Genomic DNA, 23,954 nt, shown 5'->3' with positions numbered 1-23,954 from the left:
GGCCGCTCACGGCTGCGGGCGGACGGTGAGCAGCTGCTGCGCGTGTCCGACGGGGCCGTCCACGTCGTGCAGCACCGTACTGGTGATGCCCTGACCGGAGGGGCCGAAGACGACGGTGGTGTCCAGGCCGGTCCAGCGGCCGCGCGGCGCGCGGTGCAGGTGCAGCGTCAGGTCGACGTTCGGGAACATCCACTCCGCCGGCGACTCCCGTACCGCGATGCCGTTGGCCGTGTCGACCAGCGCCACGTAGGACGCCAGCGGGCTCGCGGCCTCCCCGGCGACCAGGTCGAGCCCGGTGGCGACCCAGGCGGTGGTGCGGCCCGGCCGGGGCGGGGCGAGCGGGCGTACGTCCAGGGAGGCGATGTATCCGCCGGGCCACTCGGAGGCCATGGGCCAGGGTTCGAGCGTCTCCGGCGCGGTGAGCGGGTCGGCGGCGCCACCGGCGACGGCGCTGGTGTCCACGTCGGCCAGCAGCCACGCCCTGGCCCGTGCCACGGACCGGCCGGCGATGAGTACGGTCGCCTCGACCAGTTCGATGGTGCGCCCGGGCCGGACGGTCTCCACCCGTATCTCGCACTCGTCCAGAGCCGGGCGACCGAGGATGTCGAAGCTGATCCGGCTCAGTGACAGGCCGGCACCGGCACGCTCGGCCAGGTGGCGGTCGACGGCGTGGACGATCAGGCCCCCGAGCGGACTGAAGTGCTGCTCGTCCGCGCTCCACGCCCCGCCGGCGTGGACCGTGGGCTTGTAGCGGTGCTCGTCGATGCGCTCGTAGTAGCTGTCCGGGGTCGCTGTGCTGGTGTTCAACGGGCTGCTCCTGGAACGACGGCGGTGACGAGTGAGGCGGTGGACGGCGGCGCCGGGGCCAGGATAGTTCGGCCCCGGACGACGGGTCCGGCGCCCCCGGAGGGGGCCGTGGGACCGCCGCCCCGGCCGGCGCGCGGCGACCGGCGGGGCTCCGTCCGAGTGGTGTGACCCCCGCGCTGGGCTCAGGCTGTTGTGGAGCCGGAAGGAGCACGCATGGTGAGCACCGGGCACGGCCGGGAACCGGACGTCATCGTGGTCGGGGGCGGCCTCGCCGGGCTGGCCTGCGCCTTCGGCCTCACCCGCGCCGGCCTGCGCGTCATGGTCCACGAGGCCTCCGACGAGGTCGGCGGGCGCATGCGCACGGACCGCCGGGACGGCTTCCTCCTGGACCGCGGCTTCCAGGTCTTCAACACCGCCTATCCGCAGGTCCGGCGGCTGCTGCCGCTGCGCAGGCTGCGCCTGCGGCCGTTCACCCCCGGGGTACTGGCCCACACACCGTCCGGCGTCGCGCGCCTCACCGACCCGACCCGGCGCCCGCGCGAAGCCGGCGGTCTGCTGCCGGGCCGGGCCCTGGGAGCCCGGGACCTCGCCGCCCTGGCCGGCCTCACCGCCCGGGACGCGCTGGCTCCCACCGCCCTCCTCAAACGCGGCCGGGACCGGACCACCGCCCAGGCCCTGGCGCGCGGCGGACTGTCCCGCGACGCCGTCGACCACCTGCTGCGCCCCTTCCTGGCCGGCGTGTTCCTGGAGCCGGAACTGGAGACGTCGGCCCGCTTCTTCCACCTCGTGTGGCGCAGCATGGCCCGCGGCACCCTCTGCCTCCCGGCCCAGGGGATCGGCAGTGTGCCGCGCCTCCTGGCCGCCCGGCTCCCCGAGGGCACCGTGCGGCTGGACTCACCGGTCCGCGGCCTCACCGACCGGGGCGTGCTGCTCCACGACGGCACCGAACGACCGGCCGGCACCGTGGTCGTGGCCACCGACGCGGCCACCGCGGCACGTCTGCTGCCGGGGCTCGACGTGCCGCCCGGCCGGACCGTCACCACCTACTACCACGCGACCGGCCGCTCACCGCTGCCCGAGCCGACCCTCGTGGTCGACAGCACGCTCGCCGTCCTCAACACCTGCGTGCTCACCGAGGTCAGCCCCACCTACGCGCCGCCGGGCACCGCGCTGGTCTCCACGTCGGTCCTGGGCGCGGACGCACCGGACGGCGAGAGCGCCGTCCGCCGGCGGGCGGCGCTGCTGTACGGCACCGACACGGCCGACTGGCGACCGGTCGCCACGTACACCGTCGAGGACGCGCTCCCGGCGATGCGGCCCCCGTGGCCGCTGAACCGCGACACACGCTGGGCCGAGGGCCGTTACGTGTGCGGGGACCACCGCGCCACCGGATCGGTCCAGGGCGCTCTGGCCTCCGGCAGCCGGGCCGCCCGCGACGTCCTGGCTGACCTGTGGACCGGACCGCATCCGAAGGGCGAGCTCCCCGGGAACCACCGGAGAGACGGCTTTCGACCGTGACCCGTTCTCCGGCCTGCGCGAGCGACCGGCAAGCGAAGGAGTACCGAGATGGCGAAGAACCGCGACCAGGGCGAGAACCTCAAGAAGGGCGACGAGGTCGAATGGAGCACCCACGGCACCCGGACCGGGGGCGAGGTCGAGAAGAAGATCACCGAGCGGACCGAGGCCGCGGGCCGCACGGTGGACGCCTCTCCCGACGACCCGCAGTACCAGGTCCGCAGTGAGAAGTCGGGCAAGTCCGCGGTGCACAAGCCGTCCGCGCTGAAGAAGAAGAGGAAGTGAGGCGGCATGGACGGCGAGGAGCAGAAGGAGGCCTGGGACGGCTTCCGCGAGCTGGTGAACATGACGCCGGCCGAACTGGAGAAGTGGCTGGCCGCCGACCGGTCACAGGACGCCGGACAGCACAAGGACGGGGGAGAGTCCACCGGGCACGCGTCCGGACGCAGGATCGTCGACATCCTGCGGACGAAGAAGGGCGACCTCTCGGACGACGACTACCAGCACATGCGCAAGGTCGTCGGCTACATCCGCCGACACCTGGCCCAGCGTCCCTCGGGCGACGTCCAGGACACCCGCTGGCGGTACTCGCTCATGAACTGGGGCCACGACCCGCTGGCGTGACGCCTCCTCGCGAGCACCGATACCCGCATCGACCCGCATACCGGCCCTTCGTACGGAAAGGAACCACCACGGTATGGAAGACCCGCACCGGCGCCCCGAGAACGTCAGCGACGAGACCGTGGAAGCACTCGGGTCCCTGTCGAAGGCGCTGGAGACGACCGAGCGTGCCCGTGGGCACCTGTTCTCCTTCCACCAGCTCACCGGCACGGCGGACCTGGAACTGGACCGCGCGGTGGCACTGCTGCGCAAGGCGGGCCACGTGGAGTGGGCCGAGCGGGTCGAGAGGGAGATCCTCGGGCGCAACGTCATCCCCGGCCACTGGACGTTCCAGATCGTCGAGGCCTACGACCGGACGTACTACGAGGCGTTCAAGGACCTGGAGCGCGCGGCGGTGGAGCGGCTCGCCGAGGGCCGGGACCATCTGTACGAGGCGGAGATGAAGGAAGCCCGCCGGACCCGGAACCACCCGGACCACACGGCCCGCCCCGACAGCCCCGGCACCCGTACGCCGAACAGCCCCTTCACCTGACGGCCGCCCGGCCCCCGAGAGGGTGCGCGCCCCGCCCGGTCAGTCGCGTCCGCGGGCCCGGCGGAAACGGTCCAGGCCCTCGGCGAGGTCCACGATCGGGTCGGGATAGGCGTCGTACGCGGCCCGCTCCGCGCCGGGCAGTCGCCACGGCTCGTGCACGGCCCGTCCCTCCAGGCCCGCCAGCTCGGGCACCCAGCGCCGGACGTACGCTCCTGCGGGGTCGAAGCGCCGTGCCTGGGTCGTGGGGTTGAGGACCCGGTGGGGGCGGGTGTCCGTCCCGGTGCCCGCCGCCCACTGCCAGTTGAGCTGGTTGTTGGCGATGTCGCCGTCCACGAGCAGGTCCAGGAAGTGCCGCGCACCGACCCGCCAGTCCACGTAGAGCGTCTTGGTGAGGAAACTGGCGGTCAGCAGGCGGCCCCGGTTGTGCATCCAGCCGTCGTGCCGCAGTTGGCGCATCGCGGCGTCGACGATCGGGTAACCCGTGCGCCCGTCCTGCCACGCGGCGACGTCCTCCTCCGCCTCCGTCCCGGTACGCCAGCGGTCGTGCCGGGTGCGGTAGTCGAGCGAGGCGGCGTGCGGACGTGCGGACAGGACCTGGTGGTGGAAGTCCCGCCAGGCCAGCTGCCGTACGAACGCCTCGGCGCCGGGGCCGCCCTTGCGGCGGGCGCGGTGGACCAGCTCGACGGGGGAGAGGGCACCGAAGTGCAGGTAGGGCGAGAGACGGGAGGTGGCGTCACCGGCCAGGTCGTCGTGGTGCTCCGCGTAACCGGTGATGCCGTCGCGCAGCCAGGCCGCCAGCCGTTTCCTGGCCTCCTCCTCACCGCCGGCGGGCAGCCCCGGGGACAGTCCCGGCAGGTCACCGCGGGAGGGCAGCGGCTGTGATCCGACGCCGTCCGGGACGGGGATCCTCCGGGGTGCGGCCAGGACGTTCCGGACCGGGCGCTCGCCCCAACGCCGGAAGTACGGAGTGAAGACGGCGAAGTGGTCGGAGGAGGCGGGGGTGACGGACCCCGGGGCCAGCACGGTGGTCACTGCGTCGTGGACGTGCAGCCTGCAGCCCTGGGCCTCGAGTGCGGCCCGCAGGAGTTCCTCACGCCGGTGCGCGTGCGCGCTGACGTCGGCCGCCATGTGCACCTCGTCGGCGTCCGCCTCGCCGACCACCGCGCACACCTCCTCGACCAGGTCACCGGAGCGGACGATCAGCCGCCCGTCCCGCTCCCGGAGCCCCGCGTCCAGGCTCCGCAGACAGTCGGCGAGGAAGGCGAGCCGGTTGGGCGCGGCGTAACCGGCGGCGTCGACGGCGCGGTCGCGGACGAACAGCGGCACGACGGCCCGGGAATCGTCGAGAGCGGCGCGCAGCGGCGGATGGTCGTGCAGCCGCAGGTCGCGGGTGAACAGGACGACCGACGTGGTCATGGCGCTCCTCGGTGGTACGGGATGCGGGAGGGGGCTGCCGCGTGCTCTGGACGGTGGGGTGCGGAAGGCCGGTCGGCGCGCGCCCCGCACGCGGTACCGACTCGGGAGGTGCGCCGGGGGTGGCGCGGCCGCCGGGCTCAGGAGGCGGGGGCGTCCCGCACCGGGCCGGACGGCCGGGGGTCCCGTGCGGCGGCGCGGGCGATGTTGCGGGCCATGCCGCCGAACACCACGGAGTGGAAGGCCCACACGCTCCACCAGTAGGCGTGGCCCGCCAGCCCGTGCGGATGGAACAGGGCACGCTGGCGGTACCGTGTCCGGCCCGCGTCGTCCGTCTCGGCGTACATCTCCAGCCAGGCCAGTCCCGGCAGCCGCATCTCCGCGCGCAGGCGCAGCAGACGGCCGGGGACGATCTCCTCCACCCGCCAGAAGTCGAGCGAGTCACCGGCCCGCAGCCGGGCGGCGTCCCGGCGCCCGCGGCGCAGGCCGACCCCGCCGACCAGCCGGTCCAGCCAGCCCCGTACCGCCCAGGCGAGCGGGAAGGAGTACCAGCCGTTGTCGCCGCCGATCCCCTCGATGACCCGCCACAGCGCGTCGGGCGGCGCGGCGACGGTCAGCGCACGGTGGTCGGTGTAGAGGCTGCCTCCCGCCCAGTCGGGGTCGGTGGGCAGCGGGTCGCTCGGCGCCCCGGGCACCGACGCGGAGGACCAGCGGGTGGTGACCCGGGCGTCCCGCACGCGTTGCAGCGCCAGCCGGACGGCGTCGTCGAAGCCGAGCGGATACCCCGGCGGGGCCGGCACGTACCGGACGATGTCGTTCTCGCGGCACACCACCTCGTGCCGCAGCGACTCGGTGAGCGGGCGCGCGATGGACGCGGGCACCGGGGTGACCAGGCCGACCCAGTGGCTGGACAGGCCGGGAGTGAGCATCGGCACGGGCAGGATGAGCCGCCGCGGCAGCTCGGCGATCCCGGCGTACCGGACCATCATGTCCCGGTAGGTGAGGACGTCCGGTCCGCCGATGTCGAAGGCGCGGGAGACGTCGCCCGGCATGCGCGCGCTGCCGACGAGGGCGCGCAGTACGTCCCGGACGGCGACCGGCTGGATACGGGTGTGGACCCAGCTCGGCGTGACCATCACGGGCAGCCGCTCGGTGAGGTAGCGCAGCATCTCGAAGGAGGCCGACCCGGAGCCGATGACGACCGCGGCCCGCAGGACGGTCGTGGGCACCCCGGAGGCCAGCAGGACGCGGCCGACCTCAGCGCGGGAGCGCAGGTGCGGCGACAGGTCGTGCTCCGGTACGCCCGGTGGCGTCAGGCCGCCGAGATAGACGATGCGCCGTACCCCGGCCGCCTCCGCCCGCTCCGCGAAGGTGCGCGCCGCCCGCCGGTCGGTCTCCTCGAAGTCCCCGCCGCCGCCCAGCGCGTGCACCAGGTAGTAGGCGACGTCGATGCCCTCCATCGCCCCGGCCACCGAGTCCGCGTCCGTGACGTCCCCCCGTACCACCTCGGCCTGCCCGGCCCAGGGGTGGTCGCGCAGCTTGTGCGGGGAACGGGCCAGGCACCGCACCCGGTGCCCGGCGGCGAGGAGCTCCGGCACGAGCCGGCCGCCGATGTACCCCGTGGCACCGGTGACCAGACAGCGCAGCCCCGCTCCGCCGCCTCCCCCGTCGTTGTCGGCGCCGCCGTCGCCGTTCACGCGGCCGTGTCCTTCGCTCATGGGGCAGGCTCCGTCTCGCACGGGAAGTCGTCGCGGTGATCACTTCCCGCTCGGGGACCGCGGTGGATGCGCGATGACCCAGGTTGACCCTTCTATACGCTGATCGCGTGGCGACAGCGAACCAGCGCGGACAGCACGCGCACGAACGGGGGACCGGAGCCGGGTCCGGGGCGAGCGACCTGTACGTCCTCGCCGCGGAGCTCCGGCGGATGAACGGCGAGATCAACCGTCTCGTGCAGAGCTTCGCCGGCGAGCACGGGCTGCACGCCACCGACGTCCAGGCGCTCGCGGCGATCCTGGACGCACAGGAGCCCATGACGCCGGGGCGGCTGCGCGAACACCTGGGGCTGACCTCGGGCGCGGTGACGGCGTGCGTGGACCGGCTGGAGCGCGCCGGGCACGTGCGCCGGGTCCGGGAGAGCGCCGACCGCCGGGTCGTCCATCTGCACTACGTGCCCGACGCCCGGGCGGCGGCCCGGACGTACTTCCGCCCACTGGCCGAGGCCGCCGCCGCCACCTGCGCGCGCTTCGACGACAGCGAACTGACGGCGGTGCTCCGCTTTCTGGCGGCGATGAACGAGGAGTTGCGGCTGATGCGGTCCGACGGCCGCTGATTCCCCGGCGCGTGCCGCATCCGGAGGACGGGACGGGGCAGAAGTCGGTGTGTCACGTCGTCCCCTGGTAACTCAATCATTGAGATTGTTTATGATCGAGTCGCTTTCGTGCCGCTGGAGACCTGGAGACCCGAAGACCGATGTCCATGCCCTCCCGACGAGCCCGCTGGCTCGTCCCCGTCGTCCTCCTCCTGATCTGGCTCGGCATCGGTGGAACGCTCGGCCCGTACGCCGGAAAGCTCGGCGAGGTCGCCACCAACGACCAGGCCGCCTTCCTGCCCCGCAGCGCCGAGTCCACCCGGGTCGTCGACGCGCAGAAGGCCTTCCAGCAGGACGAGACCCTCCCGGTGATCGTCGTGTGGACCGCGGACGGCGGCGGCGCCGTCACCGAACACCGGGCGGCGGCCACCCGGTCGGTCGTGGGCCTCGAAGGGCAGCCCGGGGTCGTCGGTCCCGCGACGCCCGCCCTGCCCTCCGACGACGGCGAGGCCCTCCAAGCCGTCGTCCAGGTCGAGCCCGACCTCGGCGACCGCCTGCCCGACGTCCTGGAGCGCATCGGGGACGCCGCCGGGCAGGTGCCCGGCACCCAGGCCCAGCTCGCCGGGCCGGCGGCCTCCCAGGCCGATCTCTCCGACGCCTTCGCGGGCATCGACGGGCTGCTGCTCGGCGTCGCACTGGTCACCGTGCTGGTGATCCTGCTGCTCGTCTACCGCAGCGTCCTGCTGCCCCTCGTCATCATCCTCGGCGCCGTCTTCGCACTGGGCCTGGCCTGCGCGATCGTCTACGCGCTCGCCGACCGCGACGTCGTACGCGTCGACGGACAGGTCCAGGGCATCCTCTCCATCCTGGTCATCGGCGCCGCCACCGACTACGCGCTGCTGCTCACCGCCCGCTACCGCGAGGAACTGGCCAGGCACCCGGACCGATTCAGCGCCGTCCGCGCCGCCCTGCGCGCCTCCTGGGGAGCGGTCGTCGCCAGCGCGGCGACCGTCGCCCTGGGCCTGCTGGCGCTGCTGCTCAGCGACCTGACCAACAACCGCGCGCTCGGGCCCGTCGGGGCCATCGGCATCGTCTGCGCCGTACTGAGCACGCTCACCTTCCTGCCCGCCGTCCTGGTCCTGCTCGGCCGGGCCGCCTACTGGCCGGCCAAGCCCGTCCGGACCGGCGATCCGGACGCCGGGCACCGCCTGTGGCACCGCATCGCCGAACTCGTGGACCGGGCCCCGCGCCGCATCTGGGCGATCTCCCTCGCCGCGCTGCTGGCCTGCGCCGCGTTCTCGCCGACCCTGACCTCCAAGGGCGTACCGCTGGACGAGATCTTCGTGAACGACGCGCCCTCCGTCGCCGCCCAGCAGACCCTGGCGCGGCACTTCCCGGGCGGCTCCGGCAACCCCGCCGTGATCATCGCGGACGCCGACCGTCTCGACCCCGTCCTCGCGGCGGCCCGCGACACCCGCGGCGTCGCCACCGCCGCCGCGGTGACCGCCTCCGGCCGGCCCGGCGGCGGCGAACCGAAGGTGGTCGACGGGCGCGTACGGATCGACGCGACGCTCCAGGCGCCCGCGGACAGCGACGCCGCCAAGAGCACCGTGGCCCGGCTGAGGTCGGCCGTCCACGACGTGCCCGGCGCGGACGCCCTCGTCGGCGGCTACACCGCCCAGCAGTACGACACCCAGCGCACCGCCGAACACGACCGCACGCTCATCGTGCCCGTGGTCCTCGCCATCATCCTGGTCATCCTGATCGTCCTGCTGCGCTCCCTGCTGATGCCCGTGCTGCTCGTGGCGACGGTGGCGCTGAACTTCCTGGCCACGCTGGGCGTCTCGGCCCTCGTCTTCACCCACGTGTTCGGCTTCAGCGGCACCGACGCGTCCGTGCCGCTGTACGGGTTCGTGTTCCTGGTCGCCCTCGGCGTGGACTACAACATCTTCCTCATGTCCCGGGTACGGCAGGAAGCGCTGGACCACGGGGTACGGGAGGGCATCCTGCGCGGGCTGACCGCCACCGGCGGCGTGATCACCTCGGCCGGCGTCGTCCTCGCCGCCACGTTCGCCGCCCTCGGGGTGATTCCGCTGGCCTTCCTCGTGCAGATCGCCTTCATCGTGGCCTTCGGCGTCCTGTTGGACACGCTCGTGGTGCGCTCGCTGCTCGTCCCGGCGCTCGCCCGCGACATCGGCGCCGTCGCGTGGTGGCCCGGGCGACTCGGCCGCCGGTCACCGGCCGGGGCGGCCGAGGCGCCCGCTGCCCGCCCCGGGAGCGGCGACTGACCCCTCGGGGCTCTCACCCCCCGGGGGCGTCGCTCCCGGAGGGCGCGAGGGGGCGCACCGTGCCCAGGAAGCGCCGGACGGCGATTTCGATGACGACCCGCTCCGGGTTCGCCCGGGGCTGCCGGTAGCGGGCCGCGTACCGCGCCTCCGCGTCGCGGACCGCCTCGGCGTCGTCCCGCACGGTCGCGACGCCCTCCAGCGTGGACCAGCGCCGGCCGTCCACCTGACCCACGGCGACGACGGGACTCTCCGCCCGCTCGACGTTGCGCACCTTCGCGGTACCCCGGCTCGTGATGACGCGTGCCGTACGGGTGACGGGGTCGTACGTCACCCCGATCGGGACCAGGTGCGGGGTCCCGTCGGCACGCTGGGTCGACAGGAAGCACACCCGGCGCTCCTGCCAGAAGCGCACGAACTCCGCGTCCGGGTCCGTGGCGTGCCGTTCCTCAGTGTTCACCGGGTCTCCTCGCGTGAGCTGTGCCTGTTCCCGTCCGGGACAGCATGGTCAGTGCCTCGGCCAGTTCGCGCGGCCGCGGCAGCCCCGGCAGCGCCCGGTGTCCCCACCCCGGACCGGCGACCAGCACGACGGGGCCCCGCCGGGCGCCCCTGACGCCCCACCGCGTGTCGGCGAGGCGGCGGGCGAGGGGGGAGTCGGCCGTGGACCGCGTCTGGGACCACAGCACGACGGCACCCGGTCCCGTGCGGCGCACGGCGGCGGTCAGCGCCTCCGCCGGTACGGCGCCGCCCAGCATGCGCGTCGCCGTGCCCCGCTCGCGCAGCGCCGCGTCGAGCGCTTCGAGCGGCAGCGTGTGCTGCTCGTCCGGGAGACAGGCGAGCAGCACGGGTGCCGCCTCCGGCGGCGGCTCGGGGCAGGGCCGGAGCAACGGCGCGCTGCGCAGGGCGGTGGAGACGTGCCAGGACAGCAGGTGCTCGACCTCCACGTAACGGTCGCCGCTGGACTGCCACTTGCGGCCCACCGCGTGCAGCGTCGGCATCATCACGTCCTCCCACGCGGCTACGACGCCGTGCTCCCGGACGAAGGCGTTCAGCAGGTGCTGCACCGTCGGCGAGTCCAGCCGCACCGAGGCCCGGGCAACCCCTCGCGCCTCACGCCGCACATCACCGAGCGGCAGCCCACTGCCACCGGCCCGCACGCGCATGCCGGGGACGGCGACGGAGGGCGGGGGCGGAGCACCTCCCGGTGCCGGCGTTGGCGGCGCGGTGCCGGGCGCCGAGGCGGAGGGCGAAGGGCCTGGCGCGGAGGGCGGACCGCCCGGTGCCGGAGATGCGACCCCGGGCCTCGGTGACGTGGCACCCGGCGTGCGGGGCGCGGCGCTAGGCGTGGACGGCGCCGCGCTCGGCGTGGAGGGCGTGGCGCTCGGTGTGCGGGGCGTGGCGCTCGGGGTGGAGGACGTGGCGCTCGGCGTCGGGGGCGTGGCGCCCGATGTGTGGGGCGCGGCGCTCGGTGTGCGGGGCGCCGCGCTCGGCGTTGAGGATGCGTCGCCCAGTGTGCGGGGCGCGTCGCTCGGTGTCCGGGGCACGGCGCTCGGCGTGGAGGGCGTGGCGCCCGATGTGTGGGGCGCGGTGCCGGGCGTGTGCGGCGTGGTGCCCGGCGTCGGGCGCCGGACGGCCGGCGTCGAGGGTGTGGTCCGGTCCGCGTGTGCCCCGGCGTGGTCCCGCCGTTCGGCGGTCCTCGCCGCGCGGGCGGCCTCGGCGGGCGGGATCCCGGTGGCGGTCAGCCGGCACATCTCCTCCAGCACCGCGATGTCCGCCGCCCGCCAGCGCCGGTGCCGGCCGCCTTCCCGGTCGGCCGGACCCAGCCCGTAGCGCCGGTCCCACGATCTGATCGTCGTCGGGGACACGCCGAGCCGTCGGGCCAGGGCGCCGGTCGTGACACCGACGTCGTCCGCCGGGCCCGGTCCCGCGCCGTCGTCGCTCACACCTTCCACCCCGGACACCCCCACACCATACGACGCACATTCGCTGCGAGTTGCCCGCCCGTGGCCGTCCTTTCCAGGCTGGACCGGCCGGAGCCCGGCCGACTCGTGAAGGAGCAGCAGCCATCATGACCGCACAGTGGCCCACCGGGGGGCCCGCCCCCGTTCCGCCCCCCTCGCCGGCGGCGGCCGCGGAACCGCTCGCCGAGGAGGAACTGGCCGAAGGGTTCGTGCGCGGCGAGGAGGCGTGCCTGGTGGCCGCCTACCACCGATGGAGCGGCCTCGTGTTCACGCTGGCGCAGCGGGCGCTGGGCGACGCTCGGGAGGCGGAGGACGTCACCCAGGTCGTGTTCCTGGCCGCATGGCGGGGCCGCCACACCTTCGTGCCCGCGCGGGGCGTACTGGCCGGCTGGCTGGTCGGCATCGCCCGGCGCAAGATCGCCGACGCGCTGACGGCCCGCACCCGGCGCGCCGACCTCGTGGCGGCGGCCGGCGCCCGGCTCGCGCAGACCCCGTACGACACGGCCGACCGGCCGGAAGCCGTACTCGACCGGATGGTCGTCGGCCAGGAGCTGGCCAAGCTGCCCGCACCGCAGCGCCGTGTCCTCGGCCTCGCCTTCTACGACGACCTGACGCACACGCAGATCGCCCGGCTGACCGGATGGCCCCTCGGCACGGTCAAGAGCCACGCCCGCCGCGGCCTGCGCCGGCTCGGCCACCGGCTGCGGGAGGCGGACGTGCCGCGGACCCCCTCGTAGCTCCGCCACAAGAGTGATGCGAGCCATCGAGGAGGCTGACGCGAAACGGTGGAACGATCCCGCCAGTGGGTGACACCGGCCCGCCGAACGGGAAACCGTGTCCCGTAGGTCCGCGCACACCGCCGACGGGACGGAGTACAGGCGATGGCCAGCACGACAGGTGAGACCCGAGCGGCCACGACGGCACCGAACAGCATCCGGCTGCCCGGCATCGTCCTCGGGGTCGGGCTCGGCGGCTTTGTCGACGGCATCCTGCTCCACCAGCTCCTCCAGTGGCACCACATGCTCACCAGCACCAACGACGACCGCATCGGCGTGAAGTACTACGACCCGAACACCGTCTCCGGGCTGGAGATGAACACGGTGTGGGACGGCGTCTTCCACACCGTGTGCTGGATCGCCGTGCTGCTCGGCCTGGGCCTCCTGTACTCCCGGGTCACACACAACCGGCGGGCGGTGTGGGCCTCGCGGGTGCTGTGGGGCTGGATCCTCGTCGGCTGGGGCCTGTTCAACCTGGTCGAAGGCGTCCTGGACCACCACATCCTGGGCATCCATCATGTCTACGCCGGCCCGCACCAGGCATGGTGGGACGCCGGTTTCCTCGTCCTGGGAGCCCTGTTCCTGGTCGGCGGTCATCTGCTCCAGCGCGGCGGACAGCCCTTCGACCCCGACACCCCCCGCGGCACCGCACGGCCCCGGGGCCAGGCCTGATGGACGGCGCACACGGCGGCGCCCACGGCGGCGCCCACGACGGCACCCACTCCGTGCCCCACGACGGCTCCGGCAGCGGCGAAGGGGTGCTCGACGCGGCACCCACCGTGCTGGTCCTCGCGATCGTCCTCGCCGCGGCCGGGGGCTACCTGCTCGCCGTACGCCGCGCTCGTCGCCGCAACCCCGTGCAGGGCTGGAGCGGTTGGCGGTCGGCGGCGTTCCTGGGCGGGCTGGCGCTGCTGGCCGTCGCCCTGCTGCCACCGCTGGGACCGGCCGCGCACCACGACTTCCGGGGGCACATGGCCCAGCACATGCTGATCGGCATGTACGCCCCGCTCGCACTGGTGCTGGCCGCGCCGGTCACCCTGGCGCTGCGCACCCTGCCACCGGTCGGCGCCCGCCGGGTGACCACCCTGCTGCACGGCCGCGCCGCGCGCCTGCTGACCCACCCCGCGGTGGCGCTCGCGCTGAGCACGGGCACCCTGGGGGTGCTGTACTTCACCCCGCTGTACGACACGGCGATGAGCCACCCCGCGGGGCACTGGCTGATGAACGCCCACTTCCTGGCCGCCGGATGCCTCTTCGCGCACGCCGTCGCCGGCCCCGACCCCGCTCCCGCGCGGCCCGGCGTCCCGGCCCGGCTGGTGTACCTGGGCGTCGCGATCGCCGCCCACGCCCTGATCGCCCAGGCGATGTACGGCGGATTCCTCGTCCACATCCACGCGCCCGTCGACCAGGTCCAGCAGGGCGCGGAGATCATGTACTACGCCGGGGACATCGCCGAACTCCTGCTCGCCGCGGCACTGGTGGCCACCTGGCGCCCCGAACGCCGGAGCCGGCGCCCGCGGACCGGCCGGGGAGCCGTATCGGCGGGACCGGCCTCGTCAGGCGGCGTCCCGGTCGGGTGAGCGGTGCCCGGCCGGCTTCGGGTTCCGGGCCGGCCGGGCCTCCTCGGCTCTGCCGCCCGGAATGAGACGCAAGTGCCGGCGCCGGGCGTGCCGGGCCTGGCCCGCATCGCCGAACAGCCGGTCCTCCAGATACGTCATGGTGAACAACAGCAGCCCCATTGCGGGCAGCAGTAGGACGGCAACGGTAACCACGCCGCAGGTCCCCCTCCGCTGTGGACGACTCCCCTCCGGGTGCCCGGGCCGGCCCCGGCGATGGGCCGGTACCGAGTGAAGATGACGCAACCTCCGGACATAAGGGGCAAGGAGGCGAAATGGCTGTGCCCGTGCCGAAGTGCGCCGGGCGTCATGCTCGAGCCGTCCTCGGGTAGGCGGCCCCGACGGCAGAGACGTAGTCCCCCAGGAACGGAGCACTTGAGCCGATGTCGCACACCTCCCCACCCACCGGCCCGGCCACCGACCCGCAGTTGGCGGCCTCGTGGTCGGGCTGGATCGGCGACCACACCACGGCACTGATCGGGATACCGCTGCGCATCGCGCTCATCGTCGTCGTCCTGCTGGTGGTGCGCGTGGTGGCCAAGCGGGCCATCACCCGGGTCGTCCAGCGAGTACTGGAACCGTCGGCCGGAGAGGCCGAGCGTGGCCGGCCCCGGCGGTCGGGCCGCGGGGCCGCCGTACTGCACCGCGACCGGTCCCGGGCGCGGCAGCGCCGCGAACAGCGGGCCCGCACGATCGGCTCGGTGCTCAGCAGTGCCGTGACCATCGTGCTGTTCATGGTCGGCGTGGCCATGGTGCTGGACCAGGTGGGCATCGCGCTCGGCCCGCTGCTGGCCAGTGCCGGAGTGGTCGGCCTGGCGATCGGTTTCGGCGCGCAGAGCCTGGTCGCCGACTACCTGTCCGGCCTGCTCATCATGGTGGAGGACCAGTACGGCGTCGGTGACTCGGTCGACCTCGGCGAGGCCGTCGGCGAGGTGGAGCACGTCGGCCTGCGGCTGACGCAGGTACGTGACCTCAACGGCGGCCTGTGGCACATCCGCAACGGCGAGATCCTGCGGGTCCGCAACGACAGCCAGGAATGGGCGCGTGCCGTGCTGGACGTCGCCGTGGCCCACGACGCGAACCTCGACACCGTCTACCGCGTGCTGGAGGACACCGGCCGTGCCCTGCGCCAGGACCCGGACTTCGAGGACCTCCTGCTCGAGGACCCCGCGGTGTGGGGCGTGCAGTCCCTGGACGCCGACGGTGTGCTCGTGCGCCTCGCGGTCAAGACCGTGCCGCTCCAGCAGTGGGGCGTCACCCGTGAGCTGCGGCGCCGGGTCAAGGACGCCCTGGACGAGGCCGGTATCGACATCCCGTTCCCGCAGCGGACGGTCTGGGTGCGCACCGACGCCCAGGACTCCGAGCCCGGCGCCCTGATGCGCTGACTCGCGCGGGACGGGCGGGACCGGCGGCGCGTTTTGCCGGACCGGCAAAGATCTTTGTCGGTCCGGCGTCCGCCGGTGCAACCTGCGTACGGCGGGGCGCGTGGCCGTCGCGCGCCCCGCCGAGCAGACGATCCCGCCCGTTCCCAGGAGGCACCATGTCCGACACGCCCGCCCCGGCCCCCGCCGCGGAGTTCTGGGAGGCCCGCTACCGCGACACCGACCGTGTCTGGAGCGGCCGCCCCAACGCCCTGCTGGTCCGCGAGGCGAGCGACCTCGCCCCCGGCACCGCCTTGGACCTGGGCTGCGGCGAGGGGGCGGACGCCGTGTGGCTGGCCTCGCGCGGCTGGCGGGTCACCGGTGTGGACATCTCCGGCACCGCGCTCGACCGTGCCGCCGGGCACGCCGCCGACGCGGGGGTCGGCGACCGCGTCGCCTGGGAACGCCACGAGCTCGGCCAGTCGTTCCCCGAGGGCTCGTTCGACCTGGTGAGCGCCCACTACCTGCAGTCCCCGGTCGCGCTCGACCAGCAGGCCGTCCTGCGCGACGCCGCGCGGGCCGTGGCACACGGCGGCACCCTGCTGCTCGTCCTGCACGCCGGCTGGCCCTCCTGGCAGACCGAACCGCCGTTCGACGCCGTCTTCCCCACCCTGGACGGGGTCCTCGACGAACTCGCCCTGCCCGACGGCGAGTGGACCGTCGAGACCAAGGAGACGGTCCGGCGGCCGAGCACCTCGCCCGAGGGGGTCGAGGGCTTCCGCGAGGACAACGTGTGGCGTCTGCGGCGAGTGGAGTAGATGGATGTATGTCCTATTTGTTGAAAAAGTTACCTTCTGAGAATTTTGAGAAGAGAGGCATGCTTCGTGACTTCCCGGACACCTGTGGTGTGAAGGCCATTGGCTACCAGAGGGAGATGGTGAAATGCCTTCCAAGGACAAGGTGCTCGACGAAGTCCGCACCGAGAACATCGACATCGAAGCGGCACTCGACCCCGCCGAGCCCGACGGAGTCTTCCGCGACAGCCGCGAGTGCGCCGCACTCGCCCTCCAGTCCGGAGGCACCACCCTGCTGCTTTCGCCGCCGACCCCGCGCCCGAAGAAGGGTTGACGGACCGACGGGAGCAGTGAGATGGAGCAGTCGAGCACGTCAGCCCTTCTCCAGGGCACGGTGCTGGACCTCGCTTCCGACGTGGTCTCCGCTCTTCGGAGCGGAGACCACGTGCGAGCGGGGGGCACCCTCACCGGAGGGGGAGCGGGCGAAGGCGTCGCACGTGCGGCGGTACGCGTTCTGGGCGCCGACACGCTGTTGCCCACCGCCCTCCTGCGCGTTCCGCCCGACCCCGGACAACTCGCCGTGTTCAAGGACGCGGTGGCGGCCCATCCGCCGCGGGACGACGCGGCCCCCGCCGTCGTATGGAGCCACTGGGCCATGGCCCGTGCCCTGCGCCGGCTCGAACAACCCCCGACCGACCCGCTCGCCGACGACCCGGGCGCGGAACCCGGCGCCGGCTGGCTCGACGACGCGGGCTGGCAGTTCCTGACCCACCAGCTCGCCGTACTCGCCCCCCTCGCGCTGCCCGGCGAGGAGTGCGCGGTGACCCGTGCGGCCCGGCGCCGTCCGGTGGACGTCGCCCGCGGCTTCGTACGGGCGGTACGCCGCCGGGACTGGCAGCAGGCCGCCGGAGCCGGGCGCTGGCTCACCCTCCTGGACGGGGTGCCCGACACCCTCGGTCTCGAGGCGGGCCTCGACTTCGTACGGCTCATGGGCGGCAGCGACCCGCGGGTGGCCCTGCAACTGGAGGCGGCACGGCTGATGCCGGCCGGAGTCCTCCTGTGAGCGTCCGGGAGGTCGAGGAGACCGCCCTGGAGTGGGTGTGGGCCCACCGCGACCGCTTCGCCCTCGGCGACGACGCGCTGGCCGCCGACGGCCAGGTGAACCGCACCTGGAAACCACTGGGCGAACTGGCCCAGGTCTGCGCGTCCGTGTCCGCCCGCACCCCGCCGTCGGACCCGGTCCACACCCGCGTGTCCGACCTGCTCGACTTCGCCTGGCAGCAGACCCGCCAGGGCGAGCTGTTCCTGTTGATGCAGTCGCTGGAGCCCTTCGCCACCTACCCGCTGGAGGTGTACGCGGCCTTCGCCTCGGCCGGCCACCGGCACACCGGCTACGAGGCGTCCGCCGCAGTGGTGGCCCGGACCCGCGGCTGGCGGCTCACCGAGCAGTACCCCACCCGGCGGCTCGGCGTCATCGAGGCCGAGCGGCGCAGCGGCCTGAGCCCGCACGGCCGGGTACCGCAGGCGCTGAGCCGCACCTGGCTGGGCGGCCTGCCGGAACCCTGGACCTTCGAACGCGCGGCCGGTTACGCGCTCACCCATGTCGTCTTCCACCTCACCGAATGGGGACGCACCGCCCAGGGGGTGCCACCGGACCTGGCGGACTATCTGCGGCACTGGCTGCCGCCCTGGCTCGACACCTGCCTAGAGGCCCGGATGTGGGACCTGAGCTGCGAGTTGCTGGCGGTGGCGGCGAGCGTGCCGCACCCGCCGGACCCGGCCGTCCTGGACGAGGCCTGGCAGCGCGTCGCGGCGGCACAGCACGCCTCCGGCGCGATCCCCGAGGAGGGCGTGATCCAGGACGCCGCCGGATCCGCCGACGGCGCGGACCCCTACGCCTTCACCGACTGCTACCACTCCACCCTGATGGCTGCGTTCGCGGCGGCCCTCACCACGGCACGGCCGAGGGACGTGGACCACGCCGGACAAGGAGTGCCGGGATGACGGACACCCGCCTGATCCACCGCGTCGGAGTCGGTGCCCTGGAGTGGCTGTGGGCCCACCGCGACGGCTTCCGGCTGGAGCCGGACGTGGACCCCGAGATCGGCTTCCTGGAACGCTTCAAGCCGATCGGGGAACTCGCCCTGATCTGCAAGGTGCTCTTCCGCGAGGGCGTCGCCGGCTCCCGGCAGGCGCAACTCGCCCGCCAACTGCTCGACCACACCTGGCGCGAAACCCTGGACGGCGGCCGCATGCTGGTGCGCGGGCAGCGCATCGAGCCGTTCTCGCCGGTCCCCTTCGAGGTGTACCTGCCCTTCAAGGAGCTGGGCTACAGCCAGCCCGAGGTGGAGCGGGCCACGGTCCTCAACCACCGGCTGGACAGCTGGACGCGGTTCCCGGTGACACCGACCCGGCGCCTGGGCCTGTCCGCCTTCCAGCGTCGCTTCGGCCTCACGGCCCGGCCGCCCGAGGCCGGCCTGGTGGCCACCACCTGGCTGGCCGGCACTCCCGAACCCTGGACGGTCGAGGGCCACACGGCCTACGACATCACCCATACCGTCTTCCACCTCACCGACTGGGGCGAGAACCCCGACGGCCTGCCGCCGGCCATCGCCGACTACCTCGCCGCCTGGCTCCCGGTCTGGATCGACGACTGGCTGGACCTCGAACGCTGGGACCTGCTCGGCGAACTCCTCGTCGTCGACGCCTGCCTGCCCCGGCCCACCCTCGACGAGCCCGCCTGGCAGGGCTTCGCCGCCGCGCAGCAGCCCGACGGCGCCATGCCCGCCGTACGGACGATGCCCGAGGGTGATCCCGAGACGGTGTTCGACATCGTCTACCACCCGACGCTGGTCGCCGCCTTCGCCTCCCTGCTGGCCACCTCCCGCGCCCTCACCGAGCTGGCGCACACCGGCTCATGACGGACCGCCCCACGCCCTGGCCGGGCGACCCCGCCGACCACGAGGACACCCCACCGGAGCGCGCACGCCCCGGACCCGCCGACGAGGGCGCCCTGCGTGAACGGCTCGCCGACGCCGTCGACGCCTCCGACGCACCCGACGTCGTCTTCGCCGTCTCCCGGCACGGCCGGCGCACCCTGCACACCGGCGGCACCGCCCCGCCCCCCGCCGTCCCCCGCGAGGACCTGCGCTACGAGATCGGGTCGGCCTCCAAGACGTTCACCGGACTGCTGCTGACCCGGCTGATCCGGAGCGGTGTGCTCACCGGCGGCGAAGCGGCCGCCGCCTGCCTGGACCCCGCCCGCCCGGCCGGCCCCGACCCCGTGACGCTCGCCCACCTCATCACCCACACGTCGGGCCTGCCCGCCCTGCCGGCCGACTTCGTCCCCCGCGCCCTGCCCGCCTGGCGCACCAACCCCTACGCCCGCTACCCGGCCGAGCGGCTGACCGGCACCTTCCTGCGGCACCGCCCCAAACACCGCCCCGGAACCCGCTGGCACTACTCGAACTACGGCGTCTCCGTGCTCGGACACGCCGTCGCCGCGGCCACCGGCACGGCCTGGGAGGACCTGCTCACCGCCTACGTCCTGCGCCCGCTCGGCCTGAGCGGTACGGCCCTGCGCGCGGAGGACCCCAAGACCGACGCCACGGGTCACCGCAAGGACGGCCGCACCCCCGTCCCGGCCTTCGACGCGGGCGGCTTCCAGGCGGCCGGGGCCGTCCGGTCCACCCCGCACGACCTGCTCACCTTCCTGGAGGACCACGTCGACCCGGCCGGCTCACCGGCCGCCGGCGCGCTGCGCGCGGTACGGGTGCCGGTGCTCAGGCGCGGGCTGGGGCACCGGCACGTGCACACGGTGGCGTGGTTCCGGCACCCCACCGACGGCGGGCCGATGTACTTCCACAGCGGCGCCACCCTCGGCCAGCAGGCGTTCCTGGGCTTCCGGCCCGACACCGGCACGGCCCTGGCCGCGGTGTGCACCCGGCGGTTCCGCGCCCGCGACCCGTTCATCGCCACCGCCTACGCGTTCCTCGCCGAGGAATGACGAAGGCGCGGGGCCGCCGTCGGCAGCGGCCCCGCGCCCCGCCGCCGTACGGCGGCTCACCGTCCGTCAGACACGCTGCCACAGGGCCGGCGTGCTCTCCGGCGACCAGACACCCTGCGCCTGGTGGTTCTGCAGGCACCGGTACCGCAGGCCCGCGTGGGACACCGTGGCCCCCGCCTCGTAGACCCGGCCCGCCGCCCACGCGTCCGCCGCCGCGTTGTCCTGCGGCGCGGGGGTTCCGGCCGAGGCCGAGGTGGTCTTCAGGGTGAGGCCGAAGTCGCTGAGCAGCGGGTTGACCGGCTGGTAGAACGTGGTCCCGCCGTTCGTGCAGTCACCCGAGCCGCCGGACGTGGTGCCCTGCGCCTGGGCGCCCGCGACGAAGGGGCCGCCGGAGTCGCCGGGTTCGGCGCACACCGTCGTCCCGGTCAGCCCGTCGACGGTGCCCTGCGGGTAGCTGACGCTCGTGTCGTGCTGCTGGACCGTGCCGCAGTGCCATCCGGTGGTGGAGCCGGAGCGGCACACGGCCGCGCCCACGAGCGCCTCCACCGAGCCGGCGACCTGCACCTTCTCGCCGTCCTGCGCCTTCACGTCCGGTGTGGCGGTCCAGTCGGCGTTGACGCCCACCCAGGCCATGTCCTTGCCGGGGAAGGTCGAGGCCTGGAAGGTGCCCTGGGCGGCCTCGTTGAACCCGGTGGTGGTGGCGCCCGGGGCGCCGCAGTGACCGGCCGTGGCGAATCCCTGCTGGTCGTCCTTGGTGACGGAGAACCCGATCGAGCAGCGGGCCTGACCGTCGATGTAGTAGGCGTCGCCGCCGACGAGGTCCTCCAGCACCCGCGGCCGGTCCGGCGAGACCCGGACGCCCACGTCCTGGCCCGCCACCCCGGCTGCCTCGACGAAGGCCGCCGCGGCCGGCTCGGCGGTGGCCTGGACCATGACCCGGTTGGCCTTCACGTCGACGTACCAGACGGGCGTCTCGGGGGTCTGGGTGCGCACGGCGGCGGCGTCCAGCTTCTCCTTGACCGCGCGGAGCTCGGCCAGCCCCCGCTCGACGACCGCCGCCTTCGCGCCCTGAGCCTCGATGGCGGCGGTGTCCGCGGCGTCGGTCGTGGCGACGGTCAGCTCGGCCGAGGTCGCGCCGCTCACCCAGGCCCCGGCGAAGCGGTCGCCCAGCGTGTTGCGCAGCATGCCCGCCCGGGTGCCGGCCTCCGCCTCGTTGACCAGCCGCGCCGCCGCCTGCTCCGGCGTCAGGTTCAGGTCGCGCTGCATCGCGCGCATCATCTGTGCCGGGGCCTTGCCGGCGCCCAGCGTCCGGGCGACGCCGGGCTGCGCCCCCGGAGCGGGCGGGGGCGCGGCCGAGGCGGCCGAGGGGAGGGTGGTCAGGACCAGGGCGCCGAGCGCGGTCAGGGCTGCGCGGCGGCTGCGCGCGGCATGTCTGCCGACCATGCGATGTGCCTCCTTCGAGGGCTGTGCGAGACAGCGGGGATCGGTGAGTGACCGTGGGTTACGGTGCGACTGCGGCGAAGTCACAGTCCTTGCCGGAAAGATCCGCGGGAATGTCGGGTCCCGGCGTCTTTCGCGCTATGGGGGACGCGGTGGGCGGCAAGTGCAGTACGCGGCCGCGCACGCCGGGCCGGGTTAGGCGGGGTTCAGCCCCGGGGCGCCCGCCTCGGTGACGAAGGACGCGGCCGTGCTGATGGGAGCGCCGGGCGTGCTGATGGCGGAGACCGTCCTGAAGTCGAGGCGGGCGGCCTGGCGGTCGAGTTCGACCCGGACGTAGCCGCGCCTGCCGTCGTAGTACTTCATGTGCGGGTTGGCCTGCATGTACAGGTCCCAGTTGGCGGGCCGCTCCACGCCGTCCCGGCCGCTGGCCACCGACGTGCAGGTGACCTCCGTGCCGACGGTGGCGGACGCCGGGTCGTCGAAGTTCTCCTTGACGTCGAGGGCGTAGCCCACGTGCACGTCGCCGGTGAGGATCAGCCAGTTCTCCACCCCGGCGGCCTTCGCTCCGGCGACGACCCGGGCGCGCGAGGCGCGGTAGCCGTCCCAGGCGTCCATCGAGAGCGCCGCGTCGGCGGTCACGTCGAACTTGCGCTGCGAGAAGCAGACCTGCTGGGGCATCACGTTCCACAGCGCGGTCGAGCTCTGCCAGCCGCCGAGCAGCCACTGCTCCTGCGCGGCGCCGGTGATGGTGCGCGCCGGGTCGTCCGACTCGGGCCCGGGGGCGTGAGGCCGGTCGTCGTAGGCCTGGTCGGAGCGGTACTGCCGGGTGTCGAGGATGTCGAACTGGGCGAGCGTGCCCCAGTGCAGCCGACGGTACAGCTGCGCGTCCGGGCCCTGGGGCAGCTGTGCGGCGCGCAACGGCTGGTTCTCCCAGTACGCCCGGTAGGCGGCTGCCCGCCGCAGCAGGAACTCCTCGGGCGGGATGCCGTTCTCCGGGATGCTGTCGGCGTAATTGTTCTCGGTCTCGTGGTCGTCCCAGGTGACCACGAAGGGGTGCGCGGCGTGGGCCGCCTTGAGGTCCTCGTCGTTCTTGTAGAGCGAGTAGCGCAGCCGGTAGTCGGCGAGGGTCATCGTCTCGCGGTTGAACACGTCGGGCAGCACGCGGTCGGTGTAGCGGCGCTCCCCGCCCTCCGAGTTCACCGCGTACTCGTACAGGTAGTCGCCGAGGTGGAAGACCACGTCGACGTCGTCCTGGGCGAGGTGCCGGAGCACCGTGTAGTAGCCGTCCTGGTAGGCCTGGCAGGCGACGGCCGCCAGTTTCAGCCCCGACGTGGCGCTGCCCGCCGGCGGCGCGGTGCGGGTGCGGCCGGCCGGGCTGAGCCAGACGCCGGTCCGGAAGCGGTAGTAGTACACCGTGCCCGGCGTCAGGCCCTTCACGTCGACGTGCACGCTGTGGTTGTACTCGGCGTGGGCGTCGGCGGTGCCCCGGAACAGGACGGCGGCGAAGTACTCGTCGAGCGCCACCTCCCACTCGACCGTGACCCGCTCCGTGCCCATCCCGCCGTCCTCCAGGAACGGCTCCGGCGCCAGCCGGGTCCACAGCAGCACCGAGTCCGGCTGGGGGTCGCCGGAGGCGACGCCGAGGGTGAACGGGTCGCTGCTGATCCGGGCGCTGCGCAGCGGGGCGGCGGCCGCGCCGCGGGCCGGCAGGTTGGTGGAGAAGGCGAGCGCGGCGGCCGCCGCGGTGACGGTGAGGAAGCGCCGGCGGCCCAGGTGCCGGGCGGCGGCGCCCATCACGGCGTCGTGCGGGGAGAAGGCGTGCTCGGCCAGTCGGCTGTGACGGCCCGTGGGCGCCATCTGGTGTCCTCTCGTACGGGGCGGGCGGTCCATGGGCGAGCGGCACGGGGAACCGGGTGGGGCCCCGGGCGGTCGCCCCACGCACGCCGGCACGGGGTACTCGCGTCGGGGCGAGCCGGTGCGCGCCGTCCGCGCCCGGGCCTCGTCGCGCGGTGGCGCCGACCCGCGATGCGCGGACCCCGCATGCTAAGCAGACAAAACACCCGAAATCGGCAGGACTTGCGGAGTGATCACACAGGAGGGGGTACGCGCGTGTGGGTGTCGACCGTCCGGGGCACCCGGAACGGACGGTAAGCGGATACACGGTGAGAAAGGCGGCGGGCCGAGCCGATGGCGAGGACACGGCGCTACGAGGTGGCGGCCTCCGGCCGCTGGTGGGACCCGGAGGACGGCCGCTGGCTGCCGTCCGGCGAGGTGCACGCGTGGGAGCAGGGCATGAACCAGACCGTGTGCGGTCTGTCCCTCAACCGTTCGCGGCTGTCCGGGTTCCCGGCGGTCACCTGGACCGACGTGCTGCCGGAGTCCGGCGGCGCGGCCGACGCGGTCCGCCGGGTCTGCCCCCGCTGCGCCGCCGCGGCCGGCCGCCGGGGCGCGGACGCCCGGCCCGGCTGGCGGCGCACCAACCCGCGGCCCTGACCCACGCCCGTAGGGACCGGACG

General features: G+C 74.2%; 25 protein-coding genes and 1 pseudogene. 17 read left to right on the top strand and 9 right to left on the bottom strand.

Translation table 11 applies throughout. The features are described from left to right. Positions 1-6 precede the first annotated feature (6 nt). Positions 7-807 (bottom strand): thioesterase family protein, encoded by an 801-nt coding sequence (locus tag RI578_RS03825; protein ID WP_310869716.1) that lies wholly within the window; start codon positions 805-807, stop codon positions 7-9. Between the two features lie 213 nt (positions 808-1,020). On the opposite strand from RI578_RS03825, the gene RI578_RS03820 reads away from it, so the two are divergent. From RI578_RS03820 to RI578_RS03805, 4 genes are all read left to right on the top strand, one after another. Next, a complete protein-coding gene (locus RI578_RS03820) occupies positions 1,021-2,325 on the top strand; it encodes an NAD(P)/FAD-dependent oxidoreductase (protein WP_310869715.1) in 1,305 nt (434 codons plus the stop codon). A gap of 48 nt (positions 2,326-2,373) precedes the next feature. Beyond that, entirely contained in the window at positions 2,374-2,607 is a 234-nt protein-coding gene (locus tag RI578_RS03815; RefSeq protein ID WP_310869714.1) for a DUF2945 domain-containing protein, read from the top strand. Between the two features lie 6 nt (positions 2,608-2,613). After that, complete coding sequence (locus tag RI578_RS03810; RefSeq protein WP_310869713.1) at positions 2,614-2,946, top strand: DUF3140 domain-containing protein; 333 nt, start codon at positions 2,614-2,616, stop codon at positions 2,944-2,946. 73 nt (positions 2,947-3,019) lie between these two features. Beyond that, positions 3,020-3,475: a hypothetical protein gene (locus RI578_RS03805; protein WP_310869712.1), complete on the top strand. Its 456-nt coding sequence runs from the start codon at positions 3,020-3,022 to the stop codon at positions 3,473-3,475. A 39-nt stretch (positions 3,476-3,514) separates the two neighbouring features. On the opposite strand, the gene RI578_RS03800 is transcribed toward RI578_RS03805, so the two are convergent. Together RI578_RS03800 and RI578_RS03795 are read right to left on the bottom strand one after the other, a co-directional pair. Continuing rightward, positions 3,515-4,891 carry a deoxyribodipyrimidine photo-lyase gene (locus RI578_RS03800; protein ID WP_310869711.1) on the bottom strand — a complete coding sequence of 459 codons (1,377 nt, stop codon included), beginning with the start codon at positions 4,889-4,891 and terminating at the stop codon, positions 3,515-3,517. Positions 4,892-5,028: 137 nt separating this feature from the next. Next, positions 5,029-6,606, bottom strand: a complete 1,578-nt coding sequence (locus tag RI578_RS03795) for an SDR family oxidoreductase (protein ID WP_310869710.1) — start codon at positions 6,604-6,606, stop codon at positions 5,029-5,031. A 107-nt stretch (positions 6,607-6,713) separates the two neighbouring features. On the opposite strand from RI578_RS03795, the gene RI578_RS03790 reads away from it, so the two are divergent. Continuing rightward, positions 6,714-7,220 carry a MarR family winged helix-turn-helix transcriptional regulator gene (locus tag RI578_RS03790; protein WP_310869709.1) on the top strand — a complete coding sequence of 169 codons (507 nt, stop codon included), beginning with the start codon at positions 6,714-6,716 and terminating at the stop codon, positions 7,218-7,220. Positions 7,221-7,360: 140 nt separating this feature from the next. Then, on the top strand, positions 7,361-9,487 hold the full coding sequence (locus RI578_RS03785) for an MMPL family transporter (protein ID WP_310869708.1): 2,127 nt from the start codon (positions 7,361-7,363) through the stop codon (positions 9,485-9,487). A gap of 13 nt (positions 9,488-9,500) precedes the next feature. On the opposite strand, the gene RI578_RS03780 is transcribed toward RI578_RS03785, so the two are convergent. From RI578_RS03780 to RI578_RS42670, 3 genes and pseudogenes are all read right to left on the bottom strand, one after another. Beyond that, positions 9,501-9,944 (bottom strand): TIGR03618 family F420-dependent PPOX class oxidoreductase, encoded by a 444-nt coding sequence (locus RI578_RS03780; RefSeq protein WP_310869707.1) that lies wholly within the window; start codon positions 9,942-9,944, stop codon positions 9,501-9,503. Next, positions 9,934-10,647, bottom strand: a complete 714-nt coding sequence (locus RI578_RS03775) for a B12-binding domain-containing protein (protein ID WP_399063017.1) — start codon at positions 10,645-10,647, stop codon at positions 9,934-9,936. Before RI578_RS03775 ends, RI578_RS03780 begins: the two co-directional genes overlap by 11 nt. A 597-nt stretch (positions 10,648-11,244) precedes the next feature. Beyond that, positions 11,245-11,349: pseudogene (locus tag RI578_RS42670) on the bottom strand (MerR family transcriptional regulator); the annotation flags it as partial. Positions 11,350-11,552: 203 nt separating this feature from the next. Between RI578_RS42670 and RI578_RS03765 the strand changes: the two are divergent. From RI578_RS03765 to RI578_RS03755, 3 genes are all read left to right on the top strand, one after another. Then, on the top strand, positions 11,553-12,182 hold the full coding sequence (locus RI578_RS03765) for a sigma-70 family RNA polymerase sigma factor (protein ID WP_310869706.1): 630 nt from the start codon (positions 11,553-11,555) through the stop codon (positions 12,180-12,182). A gap of 144 nt (positions 12,183-12,326) precedes the next feature. Further along, on the top strand, positions 12,327-12,893 hold the full coding sequence (locus RI578_RS03760) for a DUF2243 domain-containing protein (RefSeq protein ID WP_310869705.1): 567 nt from the start codon (positions 12,327-12,329) through the stop codon (positions 12,891-12,893). Beyond that, complete coding sequence (locus RI578_RS03755; RefSeq protein WP_310869704.1) at positions 12,893-13,801, top strand: cytochrome c oxidase assembly protein; 909 nt, start codon at positions 12,893-12,895, stop codon at positions 13,799-13,801. Before RI578_RS03760 ends, RI578_RS03755 begins: the two co-directional genes overlap by 1 nt. Here the strand turns inward: RI578_RS03755 and RI578_RS03750 are convergent. After that, the gene (locus tag RI578_RS03750) at positions 13,778-13,993 is read right to left on the bottom strand and encodes a hypothetical protein (RefSeq protein WP_310869703.1); all 216 of its coding nucleotides are present in this window, start codon (positions 13,991-13,993) and stop codon (positions 13,778-13,780) included. The two genes, RI578_RS03755 and RI578_RS03750, sit on opposite strands and share 24 nt — an antisense overlap. Before the next feature lie 227 nt (positions 13,994-14,220). Here RI578_RS03750 and RI578_RS03745 point away from each other — a divergent pair, with 227 nt between their 5' ends. From RI578_RS03745 to RI578_RS03715, 7 genes are all read left to right on the top strand, one after another. Next, the gene (locus RI578_RS03745) at positions 14,221-15,222 is read left to right on the top strand and encodes a mechanosensitive ion channel family protein (protein WP_310869702.1); all 1,002 of its coding nucleotides are present in this window, start codon (positions 14,221-14,223) and stop codon (positions 15,220-15,222) included. Positions 15,223-15,377: 155 nt separating this feature from the next. Beyond that, the gene (locus tag RI578_RS03740) at positions 15,378-16,016 is read left to right on the top strand and encodes a class I SAM-dependent methyltransferase (RefSeq protein ID WP_310869701.1); all 639 of its coding nucleotides are present in this window, start codon (positions 15,378-15,380) and stop codon (positions 16,014-16,016) included. A 124-nt stretch (positions 16,017-16,140) separates the two neighbouring features. Next, complete coding sequence (locus RI578_RS03735; RefSeq protein ID WP_310869700.1) at positions 16,141-16,326, top strand: hypothetical protein; 186 nt, start codon at positions 16,141-16,143, stop codon at positions 16,324-16,326. Positions 16,327-16,347: 21 nt separating this feature from the next. Continuing rightward, positions 16,348-17,055, top strand: a complete 708-nt coding sequence (locus RI578_RS03730) for a hypothetical protein (protein ID WP_310869699.1) — start codon at positions 16,348-16,350, stop codon at positions 17,053-17,055. After that, positions 17,052-17,996, top strand: a complete 945-nt coding sequence (locus RI578_RS03725) for a DUF6895 family protein (protein ID WP_310869698.1) — start codon at positions 17,052-17,054, stop codon at positions 17,994-17,996. The genes RI578_RS03730 and RI578_RS03725 overlap by 4 nt, the downstream gene beginning before the upstream one ends. After that, positions 17,993-18,913 (top strand): DUF6895 family protein, encoded by a 921-nt coding sequence (locus RI578_RS03720; protein WP_310869697.1) that lies wholly within the window; start codon positions 17,993-17,995, stop codon positions 18,911-18,913. Before RI578_RS03725 ends, RI578_RS03720 begins: the two co-directional genes overlap by 4 nt. Continuing rightward, a complete protein-coding gene (locus RI578_RS03715) occupies positions 18,910-19,998 on the top strand; it encodes a serine hydrolase domain-containing protein (protein WP_310869696.1) in 1,089 nt (362 codons plus the stop codon). Before RI578_RS03720 ends, RI578_RS03715 begins: the two co-directional genes overlap by 4 nt. A 66-nt stretch (positions 19,999-20,064) precedes the next feature. On the opposite strand, the gene RI578_RS03710 is transcribed toward RI578_RS03715, so the two are convergent. Together RI578_RS03710 and RI578_RS03705 are read right to left on the bottom strand one after the other, a co-directional pair. After that, a complete protein-coding gene (locus RI578_RS03710) occupies positions 20,065-21,441 on the bottom strand; it encodes an alpha-lytic protease prodomain-containing protein (RefSeq protein ID WP_310869695.1) in 1,377 nt (458 codons plus the stop codon). A 192-nt stretch (positions 21,442-21,633) separates the two neighbouring features. Continuing rightward, positions 21,634-23,295, bottom strand: coding sequence for an alkaline phosphatase D family protein (locus RI578_RS03705; RefSeq protein WP_310869694.1), 1,662 nt, complete (start codon positions 23,293-23,295; stop codon positions 21,634-21,636). A gap of 330 nt (positions 23,296-23,625) precedes the next feature. On the opposite strand from RI578_RS03705, the gene RI578_RS03700 reads away from it, so the two are divergent. After that, positions 23,626-23,931: a hypothetical protein gene (locus RI578_RS03700; RefSeq protein ID WP_310869693.1), complete on the top strand. Its 306-nt coding sequence runs from the start codon at positions 23,626-23,628 to the stop codon at positions 23,929-23,931. The last annotated feature ends 23 nt before the right edge of the window (positions 23,932-23,954 follow it).

The organism is Streptomyces sp. BB1-1-1, assembly GCF_031597775.1.
GTDB classification, from domain to species: Bacteria; Actinomycetota; Actinomycetes; order Streptomycetales; family Streptomycetaceae; genus Streptomyces; species Streptomyces thinghirensis.
This window is presented reverse-complemented; position numbering and strand designations above follow the sequence as displayed.

Excerpts from the sequence above, each read along its gene's own strand:
- RI578_RS03795 (WP_310869710.1), bottom strand. The coding sequence starts at position 6,606 with ATGAGCGAAGGACACGGCCGCGTGAACGGCGACGGCGGCGCCGACAAC.
- RI578_RS03755 (WP_310869704.1), top strand. The coding sequence starts at position 12,893 with ATGGACGGCGCACACGGCGGCGCCCACGGCGGCGCCCACGACGGCACC.
- RI578_RS03720 (WP_310869697.1), top strand. The coding sequence starts at position 17,993 with ATGACGGACACCCGCCTGATCCACCGCGTCGGAGTCGGTGCCCTGGAG.
- RI578_RS03785 (WP_310869708.1), top strand. The coding sequence starts at position 7,361 with ATGTCCATGCCCTCCCGACGAGCCCGCTGGCTCGTCCCCGTCGTCCTC.
- RI578_RS03815 (WP_310869714.1), top strand. The coding sequence starts at position 2,374 with ATGGCGAAGAACCGCGACCAGGGCGAGAACCTCAAGAAGGGCGACGAG.
- RI578_RS03735 (WP_310869700.1), top strand. The coding sequence starts at position 16,141 with ATGCCTTCCAAGGACAAGGTGCTCGACGAAGTCCGCACCGAGAACATC.
- RI578_RS03715 (WP_310869696.1), top strand. The coding sequence starts at position 18,910 with ATGACGGACCGCCCCACGCCCTGGCCGGGCGACCCCGCCGACCACGAG.
- RI578_RS03740 (WP_310869701.1), top strand. The coding sequence starts at position 15,378 with ATGTCCGACACGCCCGCCCCGGCCCCCGCCGCGGAGTTCTGGGAGGCC.
- RI578_RS03760 (WP_310869705.1), top strand. The coding sequence starts at position 12,327 with ATGGCCAGCACGACAGGTGAGACCCGAGCGGCCACGACGGCACCGAAC.
- RI578_RS03700 (WP_310869693.1), top strand. The coding sequence starts at position 23,626 with ATGGCGAGGACACGGCGCTACGAGGTGGCGGCCTCCGGCCGCTGGTGG.
- RI578_RS03745 (WP_310869702.1), top strand. The coding sequence starts at position 14,221 with ATGTCGCACACCTCCCCACCCACCGGCCCGGCCACCGACCCGCAGTTG.
- RI578_RS03775 (WP_399063017.1), bottom strand. The coding sequence starts at position 10,647 with ATGCGCGTGCGGGCCGGTGGCAGTGGGCTGCCGCTCGGTGATGTGCGG.
- RI578_RS03705 (WP_310869694.1), bottom strand. The coding sequence starts at position 23,295 with ATGGCGCCCACGGGCCGTCACAGCCGACTGGCCGAGCACGCCTTCTCC.
- RI578_RS03820 (WP_310869715.1), top strand. The coding sequence starts at position 1,021 with ATGGTGAGCACCGGGCACGGCCGGGAACCGGACGTCATCGTGGTCGGG.
- RI578_RS03710 (WP_310869695.1), bottom strand. The coding sequence starts at position 21,441 with ATGGTCGGCAGACATGCCGCGCGCAGCCGCCGCGCAGCCCTGACCGCG.
- RI578_RS03800 (WP_310869711.1), bottom strand. The coding sequence starts at position 4,891 with ATGACCACGTCGGTCGTCCTGTTCACCCGCGACCTGCGGCTGCACGAC.
- RI578_RS03730 (WP_310869699.1), top strand. The coding sequence starts at position 16,348 with ATGGAGCAGTCGAGCACGTCAGCCCTTCTCCAGGGCACGGTGCTGGAC.
- RI578_RS03805 (WP_310869712.1), top strand. The coding sequence starts at position 3,020 with ATGGAAGACCCGCACCGGCGCCCCGAGAACGTCAGCGACGAGACCGTG.
- RI578_RS03810 (WP_310869713.1), top strand. The coding sequence starts at position 2,614 with ATGGACGGCGAGGAGCAGAAGGAGGCCTGGGACGGCTTCCGCGAGCTG.
- RI578_RS03765 (WP_310869706.1), top strand. The coding sequence starts at position 11,553 with ATGACCGCACAGTGGCCCACCGGGGGGCCCGCCCCCGTTCCGCCCCCC.